At 73.4% G+C, this 19,365-nt stretch carries 20 protein-coding genes, 1 tRNA gene and 1 other RNA gene; 18 read left to right on the forward strand and 4 right to left on the reverse strand.

Annotated elements, in window-relative coordinates; translation table 11 throughout:
* The first annotated feature begins 142 nt into the window (after nucleotides 1–142).
* The 4 genes from ACFYXE_RS18325 (at nucleotide 143) to ACFYXE_RS18340 (ending at nucleotide 2,117) form a co-directional block, all read left to right on the forward strand.
* Nucleotides 143–544 carry a hypothetical protein gene (locus ACFYXE_RS18325; protein ID WP_361181676.1) on the forward strand — a complete coding sequence of 134 codons (402 nt, stop codon included), beginning with the start codon at nucleotides 143–145 and terminating at the stop codon, nucleotides 542–544.
* A gap of 116 nt (nucleotides 545–660) precedes the next feature.
* Nucleotides 661–1,257: a phage tail protein gene (locus ACFYXE_RS18330; RefSeq protein ID WP_361181678.1), complete on the forward strand. Its 597-nt coding sequence runs from the start codon at nucleotides 661–663 to the stop codon at nucleotides 1,255–1,257.
* Nucleotides 1,258–1,419: 162 nt separating this feature from the next.
* Nucleotides 1,420–1,710 carry a hypothetical protein gene (locus tag ACFYXE_RS18335; RefSeq protein WP_361181583.1) on the forward strand — a complete coding sequence of 97 codons (291 nt, stop codon included), beginning with the start codon at nucleotides 1,420–1,422 and terminating at the stop codon, nucleotides 1,708–1,710.
* 8 nt (nucleotides 1,711–1,718) lie between these two features.
* On the forward strand, nucleotides 1,719–2,117 hold the full coding sequence (locus tag ACFYXE_RS18340; RefSeq protein ID WP_389313503.1) for a hypothetical protein: 399 nt from the start codon (nucleotides 1,719–1,721) through the stop codon (nucleotides 2,115–2,117).
* 40 nt (nucleotides 2,118–2,157) lie between these two features.
* Here ACFYXE_RS18340 and ACFYXE_RS18345 read toward each other — a convergent pair whose 3' ends face one another.
* A complete protein-coding gene (locus tag ACFYXE_RS18345) occupies nucleotides 2,158–2,700 on the reverse strand; it encodes a hypothetical protein (protein ID WP_389313505.1) in 543 nt (180 codons plus the stop codon).
* A 54-nt stretch (nucleotides 2,701–2,754) separates the two neighbouring features.
* Here ACFYXE_RS18345 and ACFYXE_RS18350 point away from each other — a divergent pair, with 54 nt between their 5' ends.
* The 10 genes from ACFYXE_RS18350 to ACFYXE_RS18395 all read left to right on the forward strand — a co-directional run bounded on the left by ACFYXE_RS18350 (nucleotide 2,755) and on the right by ACFYXE_RS18395 (nucleotide 11,729).
* Nucleotides 2,755–3,309 (forward strand): hypothetical protein, encoded by a 555-nt coding sequence (locus tag ACFYXE_RS18350; RefSeq protein WP_389313507.1) that lies wholly within the window; start codon nucleotides 2,755–2,757, stop codon nucleotides 3,307–3,309.
* A gap of 54 nt (nucleotides 3,310–3,363) precedes the next feature.
* Nucleotides 3,364–4,476 (forward strand): hypothetical protein, encoded by a 1,113-nt coding sequence (locus ACFYXE_RS18355; protein ID WP_389313509.1) that lies wholly within the window; start codon nucleotides 3,364–3,366, stop codon nucleotides 4,474–4,476.
* A gap of 41 nt (nucleotides 4,477–4,517) precedes the next feature.
* Nucleotides 4,518–5,339 (forward strand): hypothetical protein, encoded by an 822-nt coding sequence (locus ACFYXE_RS18360; RefSeq protein WP_389313511.1) that lies wholly within the window; start codon nucleotides 4,518–4,520, stop codon nucleotides 5,337–5,339.
* A complete protein-coding gene (locus ACFYXE_RS18365) occupies nucleotides 5,326–7,707 on the forward strand; it encodes a hypothetical protein (protein WP_389313513.1) in 2,382 nt (793 codons plus the stop codon). The genes ACFYXE_RS18360 and ACFYXE_RS18365 overlap by 14 nt, the downstream gene beginning before the upstream one ends.
* Complete coding sequence (locus tag ACFYXE_RS18370) at nucleotides 7,704–7,922, forward strand: hypothetical protein (protein WP_389313515.1); 219 nt, start codon at nucleotides 7,704–7,706, stop codon at nucleotides 7,920–7,922. Before ACFYXE_RS18365 ends, ACFYXE_RS18370 begins: the two co-directional genes overlap by 4 nt.
* Before the next feature lie 86 nt (nucleotides 7,923–8,008).
* Nucleotides 8,009–8,641 (forward strand): hypothetical protein, encoded by a 633-nt coding sequence (locus ACFYXE_RS18375; RefSeq protein WP_361168741.1) that lies wholly within the window; start codon nucleotides 8,009–8,011, stop codon nucleotides 8,639–8,641.
* A gap of 25 nt (nucleotides 8,642–8,666) precedes the next feature.
* On the forward strand, nucleotides 8,667–9,527 hold the full coding sequence (locus ACFYXE_RS18380; protein WP_389313517.1) for a peptidoglycan-binding protein: 861 nt from the start codon (nucleotides 8,667–8,669) through the stop codon (nucleotides 9,525–9,527).
* Nucleotides 9,528–9,632: 105 nt separating this feature from the next.
* Nucleotides 9,633–9,887 (forward strand): hypothetical protein, encoded by a 255-nt coding sequence (locus ACFYXE_RS18385; RefSeq protein ID WP_361168747.1) that lies wholly within the window; start codon nucleotides 9,633–9,635, stop codon nucleotides 9,885–9,887.
* The gene (locus tag ACFYXE_RS18390) at nucleotides 9,874–10,128 is read left to right on the forward strand and encodes a hypothetical protein (protein ID WP_361168750.1); all 255 of its coding nucleotides are present in this window, start codon (nucleotides 9,874–9,876) and stop codon (nucleotides 10,126–10,128) included. The genes ACFYXE_RS18385 and ACFYXE_RS18390 overlap by 14 nt, the downstream gene beginning before the upstream one ends.
* 176 nt (nucleotides 10,129–10,304) lie before the next feature.
* Nucleotides 10,305–11,729, forward strand: a complete 1,425-nt coding sequence (locus tag ACFYXE_RS18395; protein ID WP_389313520.1) for an FG-GAP-like repeat-containing protein — start codon at nucleotides 10,305–10,307, stop codon at nucleotides 11,727–11,729.
* 202 nt (nucleotides 11,730–11,931) lie between these two features.
* On the opposite strand, the gene ACFYXE_RS18400 is transcribed toward ACFYXE_RS18395, so the two are convergent.
* From ACFYXE_RS18400 to ACFYXE_RS18410, 3 genes are all read right to left on the reverse strand, one after another.
* Nucleotides 11,932–12,354, reverse strand: a complete 423-nt coding sequence (locus ACFYXE_RS18400; protein WP_389313522.1) for a PIN domain nuclease — start codon at nucleotides 12,352–12,354, stop codon at nucleotides 11,932–11,934.
* Nucleotides 12,351–12,566 carry a type II toxin-antitoxin system VapB family antitoxin gene (locus ACFYXE_RS18405; protein WP_206967039.1) on the reverse strand — a complete coding sequence of 72 codons (216 nt, stop codon included), beginning with the start codon at nucleotides 12,564–12,566 and terminating at the stop codon, nucleotides 12,351–12,353. The genes ACFYXE_RS18400 and ACFYXE_RS18405 overlap by 4 nt, the downstream gene beginning before the upstream one ends.
* A 357-nt stretch (nucleotides 12,567–12,923) precedes the next feature.
* A tRNA-Ser gene (locus tag ACFYXE_RS18410) sits at nucleotides 12,924–13,008 on the reverse strand.
* A gap of 131 nt (nucleotides 13,009–13,139) precedes the next feature.
* On the opposite strand from ACFYXE_RS18410, the gene ffs reads away from it, so the two are divergent.
* The 4 genes from ffs (at nucleotide 13,140) to ACFYXE_RS18430 (ending at nucleotide 19,139) form a co-directional block, all read left to right on the forward strand.
* An RNA gene (gene ffs / locus ACFYXE_RS18415) (signal recognition particle sRNA small type) lies at nucleotides 13,140–13,238 on the forward strand.
* 45 nt (nucleotides 13,239–13,283) lie between these two features.
* On the forward strand, nucleotides 13,284–15,557 hold the full coding sequence (locus ACFYXE_RS18420; protein ID WP_389313525.1) for a DNA polymerase III subunit gamma and tau: 2,274 nt from the start codon (nucleotides 13,284–13,286) through the stop codon (nucleotides 15,555–15,557).
* A gap of 166 nt (nucleotides 15,558–15,723) precedes the next feature.
* Nucleotides 15,724–16,977: a phosphoribosylamine--glycine ligase gene (gene purD, locus ACFYXE_RS18425; protein ID WP_361181190.1), complete on the forward strand. Its 1,254-nt coding sequence runs from the start codon at nucleotides 15,724–15,726 to the stop codon at nucleotides 16,975–16,977.
* A gap of 311 nt (nucleotides 16,978–17,288) precedes the next feature.
* Nucleotides 17,289–19,139, forward strand: a complete 1,851-nt coding sequence (locus tag ACFYXE_RS18430) for a hypothetical protein (RefSeq protein ID WP_389313527.1) — start codon at nucleotides 17,289–17,291, stop codon at nucleotides 19,137–19,139.
* Nucleotides 19,140–19,365: the final 226 nt, after the last annotated feature.

The raw sequence follows: 19,365 nt of genomic DNA on the forward strand, positions 1-19,365 counted from the left end.
GGGTCCCGCACAGGCCGGTTGCGAAAACGGGGACCCTGGATCACAGTGGGAGCAGCGGCAGAGCTGCGCCCCCCACCGGGGGCGGCGGACCTGCCGCTTTGTGTTGCCCGCACTCGCCCCTCTCACGACAGGGAGTGTCCATGTGTCCATCCTGACCTTCCCCGACGCGGAACGGCTCGTCGTCGACTTCCTCAAGAACCGCGCGGAGCTCGCCGGTTCGGTCGTCGACAACCGGCCGCCCGCCGGGTTCGACGGCACGCAGAAGGCCGTTCTCGTCTCCCGCGTCGGCGGCGCGTGGGTCGACGACCGGCATCTCGACCAGCCGCTGATCGACCTCGAGGTGTACGGCCCGGACAAGTCCACCGCGCACGGCGTCTCGCTCGCCGCCCGCGCCTGTGTGCTCGAACTGGCCGGCACCTCCTACGGCGGGGCCGTCGTCACCGACGTCGCCGAGACGGACGGGCCGCGCTGGCTGCCCGACTACAACCGTCCGGCGGGCAGCCGGTACCTGTCGACGGTACGGATCTCCGTCCGGCCCGCGTAGCCGGCCGGACGCCCCCGCACGCACCCCCTTCGCACCACACCCGCAGGCCCTGCCGATCACGGCGGGGCCTTCGTCGTATCCGGGACCGCGGTCCCGGCATCACCCGAGGAGTACGCATGGCAGGCAACAACGGCAAGGAAATCCGCGTCGCAGGCACCGGACGCGTTCTCATCGCGCCCGCCGGCACCGACGCGCCGGCCAACACCACCGTCGACTGGGACGCGGCCAAGTGGGTCGACCTCGGTTACACCACGACCGACGGCATCAAGTTCAACAAGAAGGACAAGATCGACCCGGTCGACACCTGGCAGTCGGTGAGCCCGGCGCGGTTCATCTACTCCGACCGCGACCTGACCGTGAAGTTCCAGCTGCTGCAGCTGAACAAGGCCAACCTCGCCTTCTTCATGGGCGGCGGCCAGGTCGTCGCGGGGGCCGCGGTTCCGGGGGCCCCGGCGGAGGACCTGAAGGAGTTCACGTACGACCTGGCGCACACCCCGACGGCGGACGAGCGGGCGCTCGGCATCGAGTTCACCGACGGCTCGGCCAAGTACCGCTTCGTGATCCCGCGCGGCCAGGTCACCGAGACGGAGGAGATCTCGCTGACCCGCACCGGTGCGGTGAAGCTGGGCGTGACCTTCACGGCGCTCGCCAAGAACGACGCGGCGCCGCTGGCCAGCTTCCGCATCAAGGAGCTGTCCTCGTCCTACGCGTAGGACGGCCGGGGCCGGCCCACCGGTCCCGCCGCCGCGCCGACGGTCCGCCGTCGACGGTCGCGCTCGCTTCTGAGCGCGCCGCATCCCGGACGACGCCCGGCCGCGCCACCCGCGCGCGGCCGGGCGTCGCCCGCCCCACTGGCCCCGCCCAAGGAGAGAACCGTGTCCGGCTTCAACGTCAACGCCGCCCGCGCCCAGCGCCTCGAAGCGCTCGGCCGGGCCTGGAGCTTCGAGCTCGACTCCGACAGCTTCGAGCTGCCGACCGAACTGACCCGCACGACCGCGCGCAAGCTGCGCGAACTCGACGACAACGACGTCGACGGCCTTCTCGAACTCCTCCTCGGCGCCGAGCAGTTCGCCCGCTTCGAGCGGCACGACGTCACGATGCAGGACGTCGGGGCGATCCTGGAGGCGTACGGCAAGGAGACCGGGCTCGGCCTGGGGGAAGGCTGAGCCTCGGCGTGTTCGTCGACGAACACGCCGAGGCCCTCGAGGCTGACCTGCTGCGCTTCTACGGCCTTGACCTGCTGGACTGGCACCGCGGCCGGCTGTCCTCGCGCCGCCTGGCGCTCCTGATCCGGCACCTGCCCAGGGAGGGCGCGGTGGCCCGCGAGACGGAGGGCGAGTCGGCGGACTGGTCGGTGACCGACTACCTCCTGGCGCACGTCGTGGACCAACTCTCCGACGCGAACTGGATGTTCGCCACGGTCAACCGCGACGAGGACTCGGACCCCCTGGACCCCCCCAAGCCGCTGCCGCGGCCGGGTGCGGGCCGGCCCGCCGACGGTGCGGGGGAGCGGTCGGAGGGCGGTGACACCCCCCAGCCGTCGCCGGAGCAACTGGCGGCCTTCTTTTCGTGATCCTGGCGCCGAACCCCAGCTCACCTCACGTCACTTCAGCTCACTTCAGTGTCAGCTTCCACTTCTGCAGCGGGCCCCACGACGTGGGGTCCGCGGAAATGGCGATCAGCCCTTCACCGGGAATCGTGATCGTCCCGTGGAAGCTGCCGACGTTGCGCACCAGTTCCTGCTGTCGCCGACCGTCGAGGCTGAAGTGCCGTACACAGCCCGTGCCCTGGAACTTCACGTCGGCGCGGGTCTCGCCCCGGCGGTGGCGCAGGATCCGTGAGACCTCGCCCTCGTTCTCGTCCAGGAGGTCGGGAAGCTCGGTGAGGGCCCGGTACTCCAGGCTCCACCGGCCGGTCTTGCGGCCGCCGCGCGTGTCGGTGACGCCCAGCCGTTCATAGCGGGCGGGAATCCACACATGGGCTTTCTCGTGCGAGTGCACGAAGCTGATGTGTTCGTGCTTCGTCACGTCATTCTCGGAAATGATGCCTTCTATCTTGAAGCCGGGTCCGAGGAATCCCCCCTTTGCCTCGACCACGAAATCCCGGCCGGCGAGGCGCTTGGGGACATCGAACTCCTGAATTCCGCGTCCGGACATTCGATTTCCAGAATCCGTAGACATGACCGAACCCTTTCAAGGAGATGCAAAGCCATGGGTGACAGCGAGAAGAAGCCGCTCTCGGAGAGGGTGGCAGACCTGGAGGAGTCGGTCCAGTCGTTCGGGACCAAGGCCGAATACGGCGGGGCCAAGGCGGATGCCGCCGGTGCGACCGCCGCGGCCACCGGCGCCGCCGCATCGGCCACCGGAATCTCGGCCGAGGTCACCGGTCTCGGCACGGGCCTGAAGCTCTGGAGTTTCGAATACGACCTGAAGGCGGAGCTGGAGAAGAAGCGCGACAAGACCGCCCGCCGGGATCCGGAAAAGCTTCGGCTCGACCTCGATGCCGACCGTACGGACATCGACCGCATCAAGACCAACCTGACGACGACGGGCGAGCGCATCACCACGCTCTCCGAGGACGTCGAACGCAAACTCCGCCGCAAGGCGGACGCGTCGGACGTGGGCGACACCAGGGCGCGGCAGGACCGGCAGCTCGAAGGGCTGCGGAGCAGCCAGGTCAACGCGCTGCGCCGGGAGGCCGAGCAGGCGGGGGCCTCCGTGCAGGTCCTGGAGCGCGAGATCAACCGCCTCAACTCCGTCTTCTGACCCCGCCACGCCTTCTGACCCGTCTCTGACGCATCCAGCGAGGAGTAGACACCCATGGGACTGAACCAGTCCATAGGAACCGCGGCCACCCAACTGGGCCGCATGCGCAGCGCCGCGAGCCAGGCCGCCTCCCAGCTGGGCAAGCTGGGCAAGTCGACGGGATCCGCGGCGAGTCCGGCCGAGCGCCTGGCCCGGTCGAGCGGCACCGTGTCCACGGCCGTCGGCAAACTCGGCAAATCCACCGGCACCGCCTCCACCGCCGTCGGCAAGCTCCGTACCTCCGCCAACAGCGGTGACAGTGCCGTGCGCAAGCTGCACTCCGGGCTGCGCACCGCCGACGGCTCCCTCACCAAGGCCCGCCAGGGGAGCGACAAGTTCAAGAGCGCGCTCGACAAGCTCCGCGGCTCGGCCGACAAGACCAAGAACGCCCTGCGGGACGTGAAGCGGCAGGCCGACGCCGTCGACAAGTCCGTCGGCAAGGCCGGCAAGAACGCCGACAAGGGCGGCAAGTCCATGGGCTCGCTCGGCAAGGGCCTCAAGGGCGCGAGCACCGCCCAGAAGGGGCTCAACCTCGCGATGGCGTCCAGCCCGTTCGGGCTGATCATGACCCTCGCGGCCCCGCTGATCGCCCAGTTCGTGAACATGGACAAGGTCACCGCCGCCCTCCGGCGCGGCATGACCGTCGCCTGGAAGGCCATCAGGACCGGCACCAGCGCGGCCATCGACTTCATCAAGCCGCTGCTCAAGGGCCTCGGCAACATCATGCTCACCCCGATGAGGGCCCTGGCGACGGCGATCAACGCGCTGTTCGGCGTCCTCGCCGGCATCAGGATCTCCATCCCGAGCTGGGTGCCCAAGTGGGGCGGCAAGTCCTTCGGCTTCCCGAACCTGCGCGTGCCCGTCCCGCACCTGGCCCAGGGCGGCATCGTCCAGGCCCGCCGCGGCGGCACCCTCGCCCTGGTCGGCGAGGCCGGCGAGTCCGAGGCCGTCATCCCGCTCTCCAAGCTGGAGCGGATGATCGGCCGCGGCGGCGGCAACACCGCCGCCCTGCGCCGCCTCGCCGAGGTCATGGAGCGCCTCGCCGAGCGGCCCGTGCACGTCGACGTCGACTCGCAGACCATCGCCCGCGCCGTGTTCGCCGGGCAGCGCGCCCTCGCCCGCCGCTAGCCGCCAGCCCCCCCCAAACCACCGCAGAAAAGGAGGAGTTCATGGCCAGGAACCTGTGGATCGGAGCGCCCGGCCGGCTCCGTGAGATCCAGCAGGCGGCGAAGAGCTGGGAGCGCACCGCCGAGCTCGGCGTGGCCGAGTTCAAGGCGCTCGAAGGCCGCGTCACCACCTTCGCCCCCACCCGCACCATCCGCCGCGTCAAGCTGTCCTTCGACGCCCTGGAGCCCGAGGACGCCCAGCACCTCGTCCGGCTCGCCCGCCGCGTCGGCACCGGACGCGGCCCGCTCGTCGTGCTCGACCCCGCCTCCGTCAACCTCCTCGACCCGTACCAGGCGGCCGGGCAGTCGGACGTCCCCGGCGGCTGGGACCACTGGTTCACCATGAACGGCGCCGTCACGCTCGCCCGCGACGCCGACGAGATCAGCACCGTCGACTGCCAGGACGCGGCGGTCGCCGTCGGCTGGGTGCACGGCACCTGGCCGGGCTGGCCGGTGGCGCCGGGCATGCGGGTGTCCTGGCTGCTCCCGGCGGGCTGGGACCCGGCCACCGCGGTCGCCCAGCTGGACTGGAAGGCGGCGGACGGGACCTACCTGAGCACCACCCAGGCCACGGCCACGACCGGTGTCACCGGCACCGCCCCCGCGGGCGCCGCCTTCGCCACCCCGGTCGGACGCCCGGGCGCCGTCGGCCTGTTCGGGCTCGCGGGCGCCTGCCTCACCCTCGGCGACGCCCCGGTCGCGCACGCCCTGGGCGACGGCTGCCCGGCGATGTCGGTCACCGCGTACACGGACGTGCCGGCGACCCCGCTGCCGTACCGCAACGTGAGCATCGACCTCGTGGAGGTGCGCGGTGCAGCGCTCTGACGAGGTCCTCGACCGCGCCCTGTCCGCCGCCGAGCGGACACCGGCCCACACCACCCGCCTGGGCGGCCGTGATCTCGGCGGGCAGGTCCAGTCGTGGAAGGTGGAGCGCGCGTACGCCACGGACCTGCCCGAGGCGATGCGCGCCTTCTCCGGCAGCGCGTCCGCGCAGCTGGAGCTGCTGATCGGCGGCACGGGCGGCATCCCGGCGCCGCGCCTGTACTCGGCGTGGGCGGACCGCCTCACCGGCGATCTCGCCCGGCCGGGCCAGTCGGTCGTCCACACGGCGGGCGCCCGCGGCCGGACCCTGCCCGCCTTCCGCGGCACGGTCCGCTCGCGCACCGCGGCCTCCGGCAGCGACACCGTCACCGTGCAGGCCCTGGACGGCGCCGAGCGGCTGCGCGGCCCCGCCACCCTGCCGCGCCCGTACCACGGCTTCTACCACCGGCGTCCGGTGGCGACCGCCACCTGGTGCGTGGACGAACTCCTGCGCCAGGGCGGCATCGACACCTGCCCGCCGCCGCGCGCCCCGTCCGTCGACAAGAACGACACGGCGGACGACAAGCCGGTCACCGTCCTGTACGCCTCGCTGCACGGCGGCTTCAACGCGAGCTACGGCCAGCCCGAGGAGCTGCCGGCCCCGACCGCGTACGACTGGATACGGGAGGGCGCCCCCTTCGAGATCGCGCTGATGCCGAAGGCGGCCGGGCTCAAGGCGTCCTGGATGCCGCGCTCGCGGTTCGTCATGCCCGGCAAGGTCTTCCAGGTGGAGTGCTGGGCCAACACGGCGCTCGCGCGCGGCAACACCGTCGAGCTGTCGGCGGTGTTCGACCAGATGGGCACGAGGACCGGGTTCATCAAGGCGTCCTTCGACATCGCCACCGGCGTCGTGACCGTCACCTCCGGCACCCACAACGTCGGCTCGTCCTCGGTCACGTGGACCATCGACAAGCTGGCGTCGCTGCGCGGGAAATGGCACCTCGGCTTCATGGTGGACACCGCGTCGACCGGCACCGTCGTCGCCCCGACCGTGCAGCCGCGGCTCACCGCGCCGGACGGCTCGTACCGCGTCGGCGGCAAGTACACCTTCACCAACGAGGCGGCGTGGCAGCCGATCTCGGAGCTCAACCGGATCGAGCTGACCACCGACATGGCGGTGGAGTGCGTCGAGGCCACCGACGGGATCTGGCCGGACACCGCCAGTTATACGGAACAGGAGTGGGAGCGCAAGGGCGGGTGGACCAAGGGCGCGGTCCTGGACACCCCCGAACTGCCGCTCTACGACATCCCCAAGGTGTCCGGGTCCCAGTGGGACGTGATCACCGAGATCGCGCGGGCCGCGATGTCCACCGCCGAGTTCGACGAACAGGGCGTCTTCCGCTGGCGCGGCCCCTCGCGGTTCACCAAGGTGCCGGCCGTCCCCGACCTGACCGTCACCACGCGCCGCGACATCGCCTCGCTCACGGTCACCGAGGAGATCGACGCCTGCCGCAACCACTGCGAGCAGACCTACCAGGACTGGAGCGGCGTCGGCTGGACGCTCGGCGAATTCGTCGACGACCCGGTGGTGCGGGAGATCAAACCGAACGTTCCGGTCGTCGTGCAGTACGCGATGGCCGAGGACGACAACGAGATCGGGCCGTTCCCCGTCCTGGACGACACTGTCACCACCGACGGCCACCGGGTGCGGTTCGGTTCCGCGAAGACCGGCGGCACGGCCGTCAAGGGCAAGGTCACGGTGAGCTGCTGGCGGGAGGGGCCGACGTACTTCGTCCGGTTCGTCAACCGGGGCACGGCCAGCGTGTGGACGGTCCTCAAGGACGGCAAGCCCTCCGTGCGCATCCAGCCCATCAAGCGCTCGGTCGACCCCAGGCAGCGCTCCCTCGCCTGGTGGAACACCACCAGCCAGAAGCACTACGGCAAGCAGCAGTACACGGCGCCCGCCAGCGACTGGGTGCAGACGTCGGAGAGCGCCTCCGCGCTCGCGTACGCGATGCTCGTCGCCGGCCGGTACCCCGTGCCGCTCCTCGGCGAGGTCGAGGTCCTGCACGACCCGCGCATCCAGCTCGGCGACGTGGTCCGGGTGGTCGACACCGCGGGCGCCGAACTCGACACCCTGGCCTGGGTGGTGGGCATCCGCACCACGCACGCCGCGGGCGCCGTGCCGCAGCAGGTCCTCACCCTGCGCGGCACCTCCTTCAACGGCGTGCCCGACGACGCCGGGCTCACCCCCGACGGCCCGGTCGACCCCGCGTACGGCAAGCAGCGCACGTACCAACTGCTCACCGCCCAGTACGCGACGCTCGGCGCGCTCGGCACGGCGGGGCTCACCTACCGGAAGGTCCTGGAGACGACGGGAGGGACGGGATGAGCGCGCATGAGACGCCCGGCCAGGGGCTGGGGGAGATCCCCGGCGAGGCGACCGAGGAGGTGTACGGAGAGGCGACCGAGGAGGCGTACGGCGAGGCGGCCGAGGAGGCCTACGTGCCGCCGCCCGGACCCGTCCAGATCGACGACCCCCTGGTGGCGGCGGACGACGACGGGATGATCCCGAGCGAGATCCTGCCGCCCCCGCTCTGGGGCTGACCCCGGCCGACGGCACGCGCCGGGCCGCCCCGCCGCCATCGTCCCGCCCGACCCACCACCGCACGCACCCACGAGGAGCCGCACCCATGGTCGCTCTCACCCCGCTCGGCAGCCTGCCCTACCCGCAGCCCGCCGACAACGCCGACATCCCCGTCCACCTGCAGTCCCTCGCCGAGGCCGTCGACGGCCGCACCGTGCTGCGGTTCCCCGACGCCGCGGCGCGCGACGCGAAGCTGACCGACCCGGTGCCCGGCATGATCGCCTGGCTCAACAACCCGGGCCGCCACTACCACTTCACCGCCGCCAAGCAGTGGGCCCTGCTGGTCCCCGGCATCGCGCACTGGTACGGCACGACGACCGGCACGACCGCGTCCACGGCGTACGTCGAGACGCTGACCGGCGCCGCCGACCCCTTCGCGATCAACGTCCTCGCCCCGCCGTCCGGGATCCTGGTCCTCGCGATCGGCGCCCGGCTGAGCAACAGCGTGGCCGGCACCGTCCACTTCGCGGCCTCCGTGAAGCAGGGCACCAAGGTCGTCCTCGCCGCCGCCGACAGCCGCGCGGCCATCGCCGGCGGCACCAACCAGGTCTCGGCGAGCCTCCAGTTCCCGCTCTCCGGCCTGACCCCGGGGGCCATCTACACGGTGACCGCCGCCCACCGGACCACCGCGGGCACCGCCACCTTCACCAACCGCTTCCTCACCATCACACCCCTGTGACCCACGCACCCCGAGGAGGCCCCCCATGGCCACCCCGCTGACCCCCGACGCCCTCGTCCGCGCGCTGCGCGGCGAGGGCGTCCGTACGAGAGAACACGGCGACTGGAGGACCCACAACCGCAACCACATGGGCCCCTGGGGCCCGGTGCACGGCGTGATGCTGCACCACACCGCGGGGCGCGACAGCCTCGCGCTCTGCCGCCGCGGCATGCCCGACCTGCCCGGCCCGCTCTGCATCGGCCTGATCACCAAGGACGGCACGCTCCACCTGGTCGGCTACGGCCGCACCAACCACGCGGGCAGCGGCTCCACCGCCGTCCTGGACGCGGTCCGCACCGCGAAGAGCCTGCCGTCCCGGCCGGGCCCCGACGCCGTGGACGGCAACGCCCGGTTCTACGGCTTCGAGATCGAGAACCTCGGCACCGGCCACGACCCCTACCCGGCGGCGCAACTCGACACGGTGGAGCGCCTGTCGGCCGCCCTGTGCCGGGCGCACGGCTGGACCGGGGCGAGCGTCATCGCGCACAAGGAGTGGACGCGCCGGAAGATCGACCCGTCCTTCTCGATGCCGGTGATGCGCGGCCGCGTCGCGCGCCGCCTCGGCTCCGCGCCGTCCGGCGGCGGTTCCGGCGGCCGTACGTACGAGCCCTTCCCGGGCGCCCCGTTCTTCGCGGTGGGACGGCGCAGCGCGCTGTGCACGGCGGTCGGACGACGGCTCGTGGCGGAGGGCTGCGGACGGTACGAGGTCGGCCCCGGGCCGGTCTGGAGCGAGGCCGACCGCGCCTCGTACGCCGCCTGGCAGTACAAGCTCGGCTACCGGGGCGCCGCGGCCGACGGGATACCCGGGCGGGCCAGTTGGGACCGCCTGCGCGTCCCGCGGTCCTGACGGTCCGTCCCGCCGGCCGTCCTGCCGGCCCGTCCGGACGACCCGTCCCTCCGGACCGGATCCGACGGCCCGGGCCACCGAGGCCCGGGCCCCTGGAGGAACACCATGAAAGATGCCACGCGCAGAGCTCTGCGCACCGCCGTCCAGGCGCTGGTCACGCTCGTCACCGCCCTGCCCCTGCTCGCCGCCGACCCGCGCGTCGGCGACGTCCCGGCGCTCGCGGCCCTGGTCGCCCTCGCCGCGGCCCTCAGCCGGCTGATGTCGGTACCGGCCGTGGAGGCGCTGCTGCCCCCGTGGCTGCGGGCCGGGAGCGGCGACCGGGGCGGGAGGAGCGAGGAGGCCCACGATGATGGGAGGTGAGACGGGGAGCGTCCCCCTGGAGCTGGAGAGGCTGCGCCGCTCCGTGGACGTGGGATTCGCGACCACCCGGGGCGACCTCGCCCTGCTGCTGCAGCGGGCCGACCAGACGGACAAGACCCTCTCGGAGCACGAGGACCGCCTCGACGCCCTGGAGCGCAACCGCTGGCCCCTGCCGTCCCTGGCGGCCGTGACGTCGTGCACGGCGCTGGCCGTCACGCTCTGGCAGTCGGGCGGCCGGTGAGCTGACACCCGAAGGGTGCCGAAGCCGCGTACGGGACATGTCGCCGACGCGTACCGGACATTTCGTTGAACGGTACAACCTTTTCGCCCGACCGCAGGTCTAGAGCCGGTCCCGCCCCGCGCGCGGGACCGGCTCCCTCACCGACGAGCCCCCCTCTCGGAGGAAGAAAAGACACCATGCGCCACCGCCACCTCTCCCGCACCGCACCCGTCCTGGCCGCAGCCGCCGTCGCCGCGGGGCTGCTCGCCGCGTCCCCCGCCCACGCCGCTCCCGCGGCCGTCCCCAGCGGCCAGAGCGATGTGAACGGCGACGGCTACGGAGACCTCGTCATCGCCTCGGAGGCCACCGTGAGCGGGGTCCACGGCGCCGGCGCGGTCGTCGTGAACACCGGGTCGTCCGGTGGCATAGCGGCCGCCCGCACCCAGATCGTGTCGCAGAACTCCGCGGGGGTGCCCGGCGAGGCGGAGAAGGACGACCGGTTCGGCTCGGCCCTCGCCACGGGCGACCTGAACGGCGACGGCTACACCGACGTCGTCACCGGTACGCCCAAGGAGAAGGTCGGCAGCGACGCGGACGGCGGCACCGTCGCCGTCCTGTGGGGCTCGAAGTCCGGGCTCAGCGGCGGCACCACGATCGACGACCCGGCGGCCTCCGCCCACGACGCGTTCGGCAACCGCCTGGCGGTCGGCGACTTCGACGCCGACGGGCGCGCGGATCTGGCCGTCGGCACCAGCGACGAGAGCGTGTGGATCTTCGGCGGCGTCACGAAGGGCGGGGCCGCCTCCCACCGCGAGCTGAAGACGGCCATCGCGCCGACGAGCCCGGACTACTACCGCTCCCTGTCGGCCGCCGACTTCGACGGCGACGGCCACGACGACCTGGTCGTCGGCGGCCGTTACGACGAGGACGGCAGCTACGACGGCGCCGCGCTCGTCTACCCGGGCGCGACCGGCACGTACACGGCCCTGCCCGACGAGGCCCCTTCGGCCACCACCGGCGACTTCGACGGGGACGGCCACGACGACCTGCTCCTCGGCTCCTCGGACAACAACCGGGCGGTCGCGTACGAGGGCAGCGCGCAGGGCCTGCGGGCCTCGGCGCGGCGCACGCTCACCCAGGACACCCCGGGCGTGCCCGGCGCCACCGAGCCGGACGACTTCTTCGGCGAGGGCGTCGCGGCCGGCGACCTGAACGGCGACGGTTACGACGACGTGGCCGTGGGCGCGGAGTTCGAGACCGTCGGATCGGTGCCCAACGCGGGCTCGGTCACCATCCTGCGCGGCTCGCCCGACGGCCTGACCGGCACCGGCGCGCAGGCCTTCCACCAGGGCACGGCGGGCGTCCCGGGCGCCAACGAGGCGTACGACCGCTTCGGCTCGGCCGTCCACCTCACCGACACCAACCGCGACGGCCGCGCGGACCTGGCCGTCGGCGCCCCCATGGAGAACACCAGCAACGGCGCCGTGTGGAGCCTGCGCGGCGGCGCCTCGGGCATCACCACGTCCCACGCGGTCAGCTTCACCGCGGCGACGGCCGGCCTCCCGAAGGACCCGTACCAGTACTTCGGCCGCTCCATGCCGACCACCGCCCACGGCTCCTGACCCCACCGCCCCAAAGGCCCGGACCGATCACCTGGTCCGGGCCTCGCGCGTCTCCCGGCCGACCCGGCAGACCCGACGCCCGTCGTCCGGGGGTTCAGGAGCGTACGAGAGCGTTCCGACCTGCGGTGGAAGCGAGACGAGTGAGGTTCCTGAACGGTGCTGCACGCCGGTGAACGCAACCAGAACGGCAACCAGGCGTGGCCTATTTGCCCGGATCGGGCCCGTACCACTGAAGCGCCTGACCGGTGACAGCAGCCACGCAGTCGAAGTCCCGGTCGCGGTGCAGCAGCGTCAGCCCTTGAAGTTCCGCTGTGGCGGCCACCACCAGGTCGACGACTCCTGCGCTGCGGTGTTGCCCTCGCTTGGTCAGGACTTCCTGTACTTGCCAGGCGCGCGTGTAGGCCCGGTCGTCGACCGGTACCCAGCCGAAGAGCATCCGCATGTCCTCGATGCCTCGCGCCCGGTCCTCGACGGAGCGAGCGCTGTAGAAGAACTCCATCTCGGTGACGGGACAGGTGGCGATGAGCCCGGCCGCGGCGGCTTCGTCCCAGCCGTACTGATCCGCGTCGCCGCGCATGAACCGAGCGAGGGCGCTCGTGTCGATCAGGAACTGCGATGCGTTCACCGGCGGTAGTTGCCCTTGTCTTCGAAGAGGTCCAGATCGAAGGCGCCGTCACCGGCGGCTGCCCGCAGTCGGGTCAGGGCGAGTGCGCGACGGCGATTCTCCAGTACCTCGCGCAAGGCGGTGTTGACGGTCTCCTTCTTGGTGCCTGTGCCGAGTGCCTTGGCCACATCGGCCACCAGCTCGTCATCGAGATCGATCACGGTTCGACTCATTGTTACACCTCCATGGATATCAAAGATGGCATCGAGTATATCTCAGGGGGTTCTATGTGGCTCGATGCTTGCCTCTGGTGAGGGCGCGGGGGTGATCGCGTGCCGGCGAAGGGACTGCCCGCTTCGGCTGTGACGCGGCTTGGGGGTCCGGTGGCGCCGCGAGAGGATGCGGGCCTGGTGCCTGCAGGCGCCGGACGCGCTCCTGAAGGAGGCCGCCCAGAAGATCGGGCGAGCGATCTGGGGACCCCCTTGAAGAGGCCCTACGGACAAAGACCAGGACAACGGGGCCTGAGGGCAACGATGAGGGCCCCGCCCGGTTTCCCGGACGGGGCCCTCATCTGCCCTACTGGGCGAGTGCGGAGGATACGAGATTCGAACTCGTGAGGGGTTGCCCCCAACACGCTTTCCAAGCGTGCGCCCTAGGCCACTAGGCGAATCCTCCGCCGCAAACAATACAAGACGCCGAGGGGTGCTCGCGAACACGATCCCGAGGTCGTCGTCGTGATCGTCCCGGCGGGCGTCCTCGGCCGGGACCGGCGTCGCCTCAGGGGCGGGGGATCCGCTACTGTGGGGGCCAGCCCCTCACGTGGCGCTATCTGACTGAACTCCCCCAGGGCCGGAAGGCAGCAAGGGTAGGTCGGCTCTGGCGGGTGCGTGGGGGGCGCTTTGCGTTCGGGGCGGTCCAGGTTGTCAGTGGTCCCCATTAACCTCGTATGCGTGTCGTCTCTCGCGCTGTACCGCCGCTATCGCCCGGAGTCGTTCGCCGAGGTCATCGGGCAGGAGCATGTAACCGACCCGCTGCAGCAGGCGCTGCGCAACAACCGGGTCAATCACGCCTACCTGTTCAGTGGCCCCCGCGGCTGCGGCAAGACGACGAGCGCGCGCATCCTGGCCCGCTGTCTCAACTGTGAGCAAGGCCCCACCCCCACGCCCTGCGGGGAGTGCCAGTCCTGCCGCGACCTGGCGAGGAACGGGCCGGGTTCGATCGACGTCATCGAGATCGACGCCGCGTCGCACGGTGGTGTCGACGACGCCCGTGACCTGCGCGAGAAGGCCTTCTTCGGCCCCGCGTCCAGCCGGTACAAGATCTACATCATCGACGAGGCCCACATGGTCACCTCGGCGGGCTTCAACGCCCTCCTGAAGGTGGTCGAGGAGCCCCCGGAGCACCTCAAGTTCATCTTCGCGACGACCGAGCCCGAGAAGGTCATCGGCACGATCCGCTCGCGCACCCACCACTACCCGTTCCGCCTGGTGCCCCCGGGCACCCTCAGGGACTACCTCGCCGAGGTCTGCGGGCACGAGGACATGACCGTCGAGGACGGCGTGTTCCCGCTGGTGGTGCGGGCCGGTGCCGGATCCGTGCGGGACTCCATGTCCGTCATGGACCAGCTCCTGGCCGGCGCGGGCGACGACGGTGTGACATACGCCATGGCCACCTCCCTCCTCGGGTACACGGACGGCTCGCTCCTCGACTCCGTGGTCGAGGCCTTCGCCTCCGGTGACGGCGCGGCCGCCTTCGAGGTCGTGGACCGCGTCATCGAGGGCGGCAACGACCCGCGGCGCTTCGTCGCCGACCTCCTGGAGCGGCTGCGCGACCTGGTGATCCTCGCGGCCGTGCCGGACGCCGCGGAGAAGGGCCTCATCGACGCCCCCGCCGACGTCGTCGAGCGCATGCAGGCGCAGGCGGGCGTCTTCGGCGGCGCCGAGCTCAGCCGCGCCGCCGACCTCGTCAACGAGGGCCTGACCGAAATGCGCGGCGCCACCTCGCCCCGGCTCCAGCTGGAGCTGATCTGCGCGCGCGTGCTGCTCCCCGCCGCCTTCGACGACGAGCGTTCGGTCATGGCCCGCCTCGACCGTCTGGAGCGTGGGGGCAACTTCGTCCCCGGCGGCCAGGGCCCCGCCCCCGCGATGGGGTACGTGCCCGGTCCCGACGCCCACGCACCCGTGCAGCCGCCCGTCCCGCAGGGCCCGCCCGTTCCGCAGGGCCCGCCGGTCCCGCAGGGCCCGCCCGTCCCGCCCGGTGGCGGCCCGGCGGCCGCGCGTGCGGCCGTACGGGGCTCCGGGGCGCCGCAGCCGGGCCAGGCCCCGGAGGAGGCCGCCCCGACGGCCCCGCCCACCCCGACGCCCGCGCCTGCTCCCGCCGAGCCGACCCCCGCCCCGCCCGCCGCGACACCCGCCCCCGCCCCCGCCCCCGCCGCCGAGCGGCGCCCCGGCGGGTGGCCCACGCCTTCGGCCCCCGGCAGCGGCCCGGCCCCCGCCTCCGCGCCCGCCGCCACCCCGCAGCCCGCCGCCCAGGAGTCCGCGCCGCGCCCCGGCGGCTGGCCCACCGCCGCCTCCGCGGGCAGCGCGCCCGCGCAGCCTCCCCGGCCCGCCCCGGCCCCGGCCGCCGCCCCGCAGGCCCCCGCCCCCCTGGCGGCCCAGGCCCCCGCGGGCGGCCCCGACCCGCGCACCCTGTGGCCGAACATCCTGGAGGCGGTGAAGAACCGCCGTCGCTTCACCTGGATCCTGCTCAGCCAGAACGCGCAGGTGGCCGGTTTCGACGGCACCACCCTGCAGATCGGCTTCGTCAACGCGGGCGCGCGGGACAACTTCGCGAGCAGCGGCAGCGAGGACGTGCTGCGCCAGGCGCTGTCCGAGCAGTTCGGCGTGCAGTGGAAGGTCGAGGCGATCGTCGACCCGTCCGGCGGCTCGGCGCCGCCGCCCGCCGCGGTCAACTTCGGCGGTTCCGCCCCGGCGGCCCCCCGCCCCGTCGCGCCCCCGCAGCAGTCGTCGCCGCCCCCGTCGGCACCGGGCCCCCAGGCGCCGCCCGCCCCGGCTCCCGACCCGGCCCCGGCCCCCCGCTCGGCCCCCGCCCCCGAGCACGTCTCGCCCGAGGACGACACCCCGGAGGACGACGACCCGGACCTGGTCGAGTCGGCCCTCTCCGGCCACGACCTGATCATGCGGGAGCTGGGCGCGACGGTCGTCGACGAGTACCCGAACGAGTAGGCACCGGCCCCGGAGCCCAACCGATGCGGAACCCCGCCCGGAACCCCGCCCAGCACCCCCCTGGTCCCGCCCCACCCCCTGAGCTGGAGGAACGTACAACAGCCGTGCGGGCCCGTCCTGGCAGCCCGTACAAACCCACGTCACCCCGCGGGCTAGGCTGACCACCGTGAAGGTCCTCGTCATCGGCAGTGGTGCCCGCGAACACGCCCTGTGCCGCTCTCTGTCCCTCGACCCCGCCGTCTCCGAGCTGCACTGCGCCCCCGGCAACGCCGGCACCGCAGAGGTGGCCGAGCCGCACCCGGTCGACGCCCTCGACGGCGCCGCCGTGGCGGCCCTCGCCCAGCGGCTCGGTGCCGGGCTCGTCGTGGTGGGCCCGGAGGCCCCCCTCGTCGCGGGCGTCGCCGACGCCGTGCGCGCGGCGGGCATCCCCTGCTTCGGCCCGTCCGCCGAGGCCGCCCGCCTGGAAGGCTCCAAGGCGTTCGCCAAGGACGTGATGGCGGGCGCGAGCGTGCCGACCGCCCGGTCCTACGTGTGCACGACCCCCGCCGAGATCGACGAGGCCCTCGACGCCTTCGGCGCGCCCTACGTGGTCAAGGACGACGGTCTCGCCGCGGGCAAGGGCGTCGTCGTCACCGACGACGTCGAGGCCGCGAGGGCGCACGCCCGCGCCTGCGACCGCGTCGTCATCGAGGAGTTCCTCGACGGCCCCGAGGTCTCCCTCTTCGCGATCACCGACGGCGAGACCGTCGTCCCGCTGCAGCCCGCCCAGGACTTCAAGCGCGCCCTCGACGGCGACGCGGGCCCGAACACCGGCGGCATGGGCGCGTACTCGCCGCTGCCGTGGGCGGACCCGAAGCTGGTCGACGAGGTCATGGAGAGCGTGCTGCAGCCGACCGTGGACGAGCTGCGCCGCCGCGGCACCCCGTTCTCGGGGCTGCTGTACGCGGGTCTGGCGATCACCGGCCGCGGCGTGCGCGTCATCGAGTTCAACGCCCGCTTCGGCGACCCCGAGACCCAGGTCGTCCTCGCCCGCCTGAAGACCCCGCTGGCCGGGATCCTGCTGGCGTCGGCGAACGGCACCCTCGGCGACCTGCCCCCGCTGCGCTGGAGCGAGGACGCCGCGGTGACGGTGGTCGTCGCCTCGCACAACTACCCCGGCACGCCCCGCACGGGCGACCCCGTCGAGGGCCTGGCCGACGTCGCGGCGCAGGATGCCCCGGATGCGTACGTCCTGCACGCCGGGACCCGGCGGGACGGCGACGCGGTCGTCAGCGCGGGCGGCCGGGTGCTGTCCGTGACGGCCACCGGCGCGGGCCTCACCGAGGCGCGCGAGCGGGCCTACGCCGCGCTGTCCCGGATCCGCCTGGACGGCGCCCACCACCGCACGGACATCGCGCAGAAGGCGGCCGCACAGGCCTGACCCGCCGCGTCCGCCCCCGGCCCACGGCCGGCCCGAGGCCCCGGATCCGCACTGGATTCGGGGCCTTCTCGGCATCCACCTTTAGCCAAAGCCATTCCATCGGGTGACCGGTGGCCCATCCGGCTGACGACGACGGGCGCCCCAACTAGGGTGCGGCGCAAGCGTTCAAGGCGCCCAGAGCCAAACAGACCACCGGCATTGCGATGTCGGTGGCGGGTGCCACAGTGGGGGAGTGAGCAAGAGCAACGCCAGTGTGCGCCGCCGGCCCGGGCCGGCGGCCGAGGAGTAGCCAGCAGGGGGTGCCATCGGTCGTGTCAGGTACGGGTGTGGAGGTGGGCGCGCAGGCCGCGCGCTCCCGGGCCCTCGCCGTGCTGCGGTTGCGCAGCAGGGCGCTGGCCGTCGCCCTGCTGCCCGCGGCCGTCGCCGTCGTGCTGCTCGCGGCCGGGGCCATGGGCCATGCGGGCGGCGGGAGTTGGGACGTCGCGCGCTGGGTGGTGTGCGTCGTCGCGGTGCTCGTGCTGCTCGCCGCGGCCGCGGTGGGCCTGGTCGTCGCGCGGGCCCGCCCCGCGCTGAGCCCGACGGTTCCGATCGCCGAGTCCTCGGCCCCCGACCTGTACCGCCTGGTGCGGGACCTGGCCGACCGGCTCGACGTGCCCGCGCCCTCGGCGATAGCGCTCACCCCGGACTGCGACAGCTGGCTGGAGGACCGTACGCACCCGGCGCACGGCGCGTCCGCGCGCGGGGAGGCGGAGCCCGCGGCGGGCGCGGGCGGCAGTCCCGGCGACGACACCCGGGGCCGCCGCCCCGCCTCGGCCGCCGCCCCCGTGCTGGTCATCGGATCGCCGTTCCTGTGGTGGATGCGCGTGGGCGAGCTGCGGGCGGTGCTGGCCCCCGTCGTGGCGGGCACGGGCCCCTCCGCGCACCCCGACATAGCCGCGGCCCGGCGCTTCGTGCGCGGGCTCGACGCCGCCGTCGCGGTCGCCGCCGCCCCGGGCCGCAATCCCCTCGCGCGCGTGGTGCTCGGCGGCGTCGGCCGGGTCGCCCGGCTGCTCCTCCGGCACTGCCGGGTGCACGCCGCCGAGATGGAGCGCGGCGTCGCCTCGGCGGCCGCCGAGCGCGCCCAGGCCGTGGACTACGGCGTGCGGATCGTCGCCCAGGAGCAGGTCGGCCTGGCGTACGCCGGATGGGACCGCCTGCTGACCCGGGTGGCGCTGCCCGCCTGGCGCATGGGCCGCTGGCCCTCCCGGCTCGACGCGGGCGTGGTCTCCGCGCTCACCGAGCTCTCCCGCAGGGACCGGCTCGCGGAGGGCTTCGCCTCCCGCCTTGGCGAGCGGCCCGCCTGCGACCTCCTGGAGGAGCCGGGATCGGTGGACGAGGCGGCCTCGCTGCTCGCCGCCCGCCTCTTCCACGGCGTCCCCGCGGAGCCCGGCCCGGACTGGGCCCCGGTGGCCTGGCAGGAGTATCCGGACGAAGTGGTCGACCGGAAATGGCGCATGGACGCCGCCCGGCTGCACCGCGTCCTGGACGGGCTCGGGGTGGACCACCGCGCCGACCCGGCGGCCCCGGACTCCGAAGGGCCGACCCTCGACCGCGTCCTGGAGCACCTCACGACCAGCCCGCCCGTCACGCAGGGTGACGACCCGGCGGGCGGTGGCGTCCCGGCGACCGCCCCCGGCGACGCCGGTGCGGCGCCCCGGTCCGCCGCCGAGCCGCCCGAGCGCCTCGCGTCCCTCTTCCCGGAGGTGGCCGAGGATGCCGACGAGGACAGCCACGGCGGCATGCTCGCCGCGGGCCTCACCGCCGAGCTCGCCCGCGAGGAGGCCGCGGCCCCGCCCCGCCCGGCCCTCACCGGACAGGGTCCGGACGACGCCCTGTGGGACGACGGCGCGTTGCCGCTCTTCCCGCTCCAGCCGCCGCGCACCGGCCGTGAGCTGCTCGCGGACCACGTCACGGCGATGGTGTGCTGCGCCGCGGTGGACACCGCCGGAGCCGCCCCCGGCCTCGACTGGCTCGACGGCCCCGCCCTCCTGGTCGGCGGCGAGCGGGCGGCGGACCTCGCGCCGCGCGTCCTGAGCCTCGTCGAGGACGGCGATCCCTCGCCCCTGCGGGACTGGCTGACGCGGCTCGGCATCCGTCCGGAGAAGCCGGTCCGCCTGGTCTGAGGCGACCGGGGTCCGCCGCCCCGGAGGGCGGTCCGAAGCCCGTCGAAGCGCGGTGAAAACCGGCGAAGCGCGGGCAAGTACGCCAAGTACCGCAAGTGCGCCCAAGGTGTGCGGAGCCGCGCCACCTCGCCCGCCACCCCCTTCGCCATCCCGCCCGCCACCCCAGCCGGAGCACCCCGTTCCGCTCCTGTTAATTCGCGACGAACGGTGACGGAGTGCGCGCTTA

Origin of the sequence: Streptomyces sp. NPDC002564, from assembly GCF_042889645.1 — a bacterium.
In the GTDB taxonomy this organism is placed as follows: domain Bacteria; phylum Actinomycetota; class Actinomycetes; order Streptomycetales; family Streptomycetaceae; genus Streptomyces.